6 protein-coding genes are annotated in these 4311 nt (G+C 49.9%); 3 read left to right on the top strand and 3 right to left on the bottom strand.

The genetic code is table 11. The annotated features are described in order from the left end of the window. A complete protein-coding gene (locus tag HKN88_01890; GenBank protein ID NNC96802.1) occupies positions 1-534 on the top strand; it encodes a YeeE/YedE family protein in 534 nt (177 codons plus the stop codon). Then, positions 531-1052 carry a YeeE/YedE family protein gene (locus HKN88_01885; GenBank protein ID NNC96801.1) on the top strand — a complete coding sequence of 174 codons (522 nt, stop codon included), beginning with the start codon at positions 531-533 and terminating at the stop codon, positions 1050-1052. Before HKN88_01890 ends, HKN88_01885 begins: the two co-directional genes overlap by 4 nt. Before the next feature lie 79 nt (positions 1053-1131). On the opposite strand, the gene HKN88_01880 is transcribed toward HKN88_01885, so the two are convergent. After that, entirely contained in the window at positions 1132-1689 is a 558-nt protein-coding gene (locus HKN88_01880) for a thioredoxin fold domain-containing protein (protein ID NNC96800.1), read from the bottom strand. A gap of 115 nt (positions 1690-1804) precedes the next feature. Between HKN88_01880 and HKN88_01875 the strand changes: the two genes are divergently transcribed. Next, complete coding sequence (locus HKN88_01875; protein NNC96799.1) at positions 1805-2746, top strand: MBL fold metallo-hydrolase; 942 nt, start codon at positions 1805-1807, stop codon at positions 2744-2746. 121 nt (positions 2747-2867) lie between these two features. Here HKN88_01875 and HKN88_01870 read toward each other — a convergent pair whose 3' ends face one another. Then, entirely contained in the window at positions 2868-3374 is a 507-nt protein-coding gene (locus tag HKN88_01870; GenBank protein ID NNC96798.1) for a hypothetical protein, read from the bottom strand. 44 nt (positions 3375-3418) lie between these two features. After that, a partial coding sequence (locus tag HKN88_01865) for a thiosulfohydrolase SoxB (GenBank protein NNC96797.1) occupies positions 3419-4311 on the bottom strand: 893 nt, incomplete at its 5' end.

Genomic DNA, 4311 nt, shown 5'->3' with positions numbered 1-4311 from the left:
ATGAATCAAGAACCCGTCCTTTCATGGAAAGTCGCAGGCATTGCATTAGGCCTGTTGATGATCCTGGCCACCGCCGTGGCCAAACCACTGGGCGTATCGACCGCCTATGTGAACACCGATGCCATGGTCACCCATACTATTGCCCCGGACAAAGCCGAGGCGAATGAATACCTTAGCAAATACGGTGAAAAGAATTCCTGGAGTATCGATTACGGCTGGATGTTGGTGATCGGCATTTTCTTCGGCGCGGTCGTGTCCTCCGTGGTCACCAAACGTTTTCGCGCACGCCAGAATCCCTCCGTGCCTGACATGTGGCAACAAAACTTTGGCTCATCCAGCCAAAAGCGCTGGTTACATGCCTTTGTGGGCGGCGTGCTTTTGTTATTTGGTGCTCGCCTCGCCGGCGGATGTACCAGCGGACATATGATGAGCGGGATCTCGCAACTCACGGTCGGATCCTTTGTTTTCGGGATCGCCATTTTTGCCTCCGGAATCGCGACGGCTAAATATTTATACAGAGGTAAAAAACTATGAAACTTTTACTCGGACTCGCTATTGGTATGGCCTTTGGTGCCATTTTGCAATTGGGTGGAGCATCCAGTTACCGCAAGATCATGGGTGCCTTGTTACTCAAGGACATGGCCATTATTAAACTGATCCTGACCGGGATCGCCGTGGCCACCGTTGGTGTATATGCCCTGGACTTGTTGGATCTGGCCAATTTAAGTATTAAACCGACTTATCTTGCCGGTATCGGTATTGCCGGTTTGATCTTCGGAGTTGGTTTTGCCGTGTCGGGGTATTGTCCTGGCACCTGTGTGGCGGCGGCCGGCGAAGGCAAGGTCGATGCGCTGTTCACCATTCTCGGTGGACTGGTGGGTGCCGGTCTGTACGCAATTATGTACCCGATGTTCAAAGGCCTGATCAGTCACAGTAATTATGGGCAGATCACTTTTGCCGATGTCTTTGGGGTCGACCCGTTATGGCTCGCGGTACCGTTCAGCGCCATTTTGCTGTTACTGTCATTCAAACTATTAAAAGATAATTACTGATTTTCGCAATACGCATTGAGTGAAAGTGAATTTGGCCGGATAAACGATTATCCGGCTTTTTTTATGCCTGCAATTCAATTTATTCAACTTGGGAAAACTCCACGATCTCCAGCCCCATAGCCAGAAAGTCCTCAGGGATTTTGATAAAACCTTGTTTGCGATAGATCTCGTCACCGTTGAGAGCGAAAAATATCATCGTTGGCGTTAAGTTGACCCCGTACAGATTAGCAAGATCGGCTTCAGTCATTTCAGTGCCATTTACGTCAGCCGCTTCGGTCTGGCCATGGATGTCGATGATGATGTTGCGAAAGTTTTTGCGATAAACGTCCTGAACGTCAACCCGATTCAGCACATGGTCTTTCATGTATTGACAGTAAGGGCAGCCCTGCATATCAAAAAACACGAATACGCCGGTTTGACCTGCTTCACGAGCAAGTTGAAGTTCTTCAGACAGATCTTTGAAAGAGTCGTCAAAAAAATTCTCGGCCGTGAAATGCGCAGGGTCAGGAATATCGGTTGGTGTCGACTCTGGCGCCAGTTGTTGTTTAACAGCGATGTGGCGACCAAGAGTGACCAACATCAAAGCAATCAAGCTTAGACAAAGGGCTTGGAGAAATAATTTGATTCTTTTGGGCATAAATAATTCTGCTGTGTAGAGACATTATAAAGACAATTTTATAGTGTGGATTTATAATTGAACAATGCTTAACACGCCAAAAATGTTATTCAATTCGCTCTCCACATTTGCCCTGATGTTAAGTGGATTGATGTTATATACACTTTGTCTGCCAAGGCTAATGGCCAGCCAAGCCATCCCCGACCAATACCCGAATTCAGCACTCTATTCCAAGCCGGTTGAGGTCATTCCACATGTGTGGTCGGCCATTGGTGCCACCGCTCCACCCACCTACGAGAACTCCGGGCATAATAATAATCTTTCCTTCATTGTCACCGGCGAAGGCGTAGTGGTGATCAATGGCGGTGCGTCATACTTGCTGGCCAAAGCCCTGCATCACGAGATCAAACAGATCACCGATCAGCCCGTGGTCTATGTGATCAACGAAAATGCCCAGGGTCACGCCATGCTGGGTAACTCCTATTGGGCAGATCAAAAGGTTGCAATCCTTGCGCATGACTCCGCCGTGCAGGAATGGGAAAAACACGGGGCCGAGGCCTTGGCCCGCAGCAAACGTATTCTCAAAGATAGGTCCGAGCACACTAAGGTGGTCCAGCCAAGCGAGTCTTTTACTGATAAGAAGATCATCAAACTCGGTGACTTTAGCATCGAAGCATTGTGGTTGGGTCTGGCGCATTCACCCGGCGACGTGGTGGTGCATTTACCCGAACAAAAACTGGTGATCGCCGGTGACATGGCTTTTCATGAGCGACTCTTGCCGATCATGAGCGATACCCAAACGGCTGAATGGCTGGAAAGCTGGCAACGCTTCGAAGACCTGGATGCCGTGTACGTGATCCCAGGGCATGGGCACCCGACCAACATCGCTCAGGTGCGCCGCTACACCCGGGACTACTTGATATTTTTACGTACCGAGATCGGACAAATTCTGGAAGACGGTGGCGACTTGCAAGACGCCTATGAACTGGATCAATCGGCCTTTGCGCATCTGGATACCTTTAAAGAACTGGCGGCACAGAACGCCGGACGCGTGTTTGAAGCGATGGAGTTCGAATAGAGCCCGTCATTGCCAGAAGACAAGCACTAGTGACGCGGGAATCTCGTAATTATTCCAATAGCCTGATCGTACAGCACATCCCCAAGATTCGTTAAAAGCGGGGATATAATTATTTCAATATTTAGGGCTTGATCTGTATGTAGCCGTGTTCGACCAATGTGATCATCCTGGCCACCCCGGCTTGTACCAGGTCGGCATGCGGACTTAACTCGGGACGTACACCGGTGCGACGTTCGGTCGAATCGATGGTGTTTTTACACACCGAAAAACGCACCCCGTTCTCAACCAGACTGGCAACCCGGTCGAGATGTGGACTATCGGCATACAAAAGTTTAACCCCTTCATTAAAGGTAACCACCTCGATATCAATATATTCGGGACCGCCATAATTCTTGATCAGATTATTGGCCACATCCAGCACATCGGTCTGGCGGCTTTGGTTACTGAGTTGCAAGACCAGTTTGTGTTCTGCGAAAGGTTTCTCGGCCTGTGCATTTACGATGATTTCTGGCAGTTCGGCAGTTTCCGACGTCGCAACCGCTTCAATTGATGGCGTACCTGTTGCACATGCACTAAAACCGAGTACCAGTGTGGATAGTAAAATTTTGGATTGTGAAAAAATATTCATTGTGATTTCCTGTTTGCTAACCAGTAATTAATTCAAAAATAGATTTATGAGAATTCGCCCTGATAATCGGCGATTCCCGGGTTATCCGAGACACCCAGCAGTTTCGGGGTATTGAGTTTGTCGACACTTACGCTTTTCTGCTCGCGCAAATGATCGGCGACCACATCCCAGATATCCGGACCCGGCGCCCTGGAGCCCACCGTTGCCCAGCCGGCCACTTTGTAGTCTTTATTGGCCTCGATCAGTTCACCATCATCCAGTCGCAAGTCCTGAACCCGTGCACCAGCGCCAGCCAGCGGATCGCAGGTGTATTGCAATCCTCCCACGCGAACCATGTCACCGCCCTGCTGGCGATAAGGGTCTTCATGGAATAAATTATCGGCAACGTCTTCCAGGATCAATTTTAATTCCGAGCCTTTCATATTTCGAGCATAGGTCTCGGGATAAGTGATCGCCGTTTGGTCCATGACATGTTCCATAGTGATGGTTTGCCCAGGCAACACGCTGGTTCCCCAACGAAAACCTGGCGACAAAGCAACCTGGGCGTCCAGTTGCTCGCGCAAGGCATCACAAATGACCTGGTCAAAACTGCCATTGAAATTACCCCGCCGGTAAAGCAGGGACCCCGCAACCGCCAGTGGTTCGTTGAGTTTGTCGAGGTAGGGTTGGCGCATGTTCTCAATGTGCGTAAGCATGCTCGCATCGGCGCGCAAAAGATTCGAGAACACCGGCAAGAGTTTATACCGCACATCACTCACCCCGGTGGCGGTTAGTTGCAGGTCAAGCACGGCCAGGAATTTACCATTGGATCCGGCATTGGTGACATGGGTTTGACCGCCGTTATTTTTTACTACCACCGGAACCGGAATGCCGTCGTGGGTGTGTCCGCCGAGGATGACATCAATTCCGCTCACTTGGGATGCGAGTTTGATGTCTA

The sequence above is a fragment of the Gammaproteobacteria bacterium genome (assembly GCA_013001575.1).
GTDB lineage: Bacteria > Pseudomonadota > Gammaproteobacteria > Steroidobacterales > JABDMI01 > JABDMI01.
The sequence above is the reverse complement of the archived record's forward strand: the minus strand, read 5'-3'. Positions and strand labels throughout refer to the sequence as shown.

What these genes read in the sequence shown, in the direction of transcription:
- HKN88_01875 (NNC96799.1), top strand. Translation starts at nt 1,805, where the DNA reads ATGTTAAGTGGATTGATGTTATATACACTTTGTCTGCCAAGGCTAATG.
- HKN88_01885 (NNC96801.1), top strand. Translation starts at nt 531, where the DNA reads ATGAAACTTTTACTCGGACTCGCTATTGGTATGGCCTTTGGTGCCATT.
- HKN88_01870 (NNC96798.1), bottom strand. Translation starts at nt 3,374, where the DNA reads ATGAATATTTTTTCACAATCCAAAATTTTACTATCCACACTGGTACTC.
- HKN88_01890 (NNC96802.1), top strand. Translation starts at nt 1, where the DNA reads ATGAATCAAGAACCCGTCCTTTCATGGAAAGTCGCAGGCATTGCATTA.
- HKN88_01880 (NNC96800.1), bottom strand. Translation starts at nt 1,689, where the DNA reads ATGCCCAAAAGAATCAAATTATTTCTCCAAGCCCTTTGTCTAAGCTTG.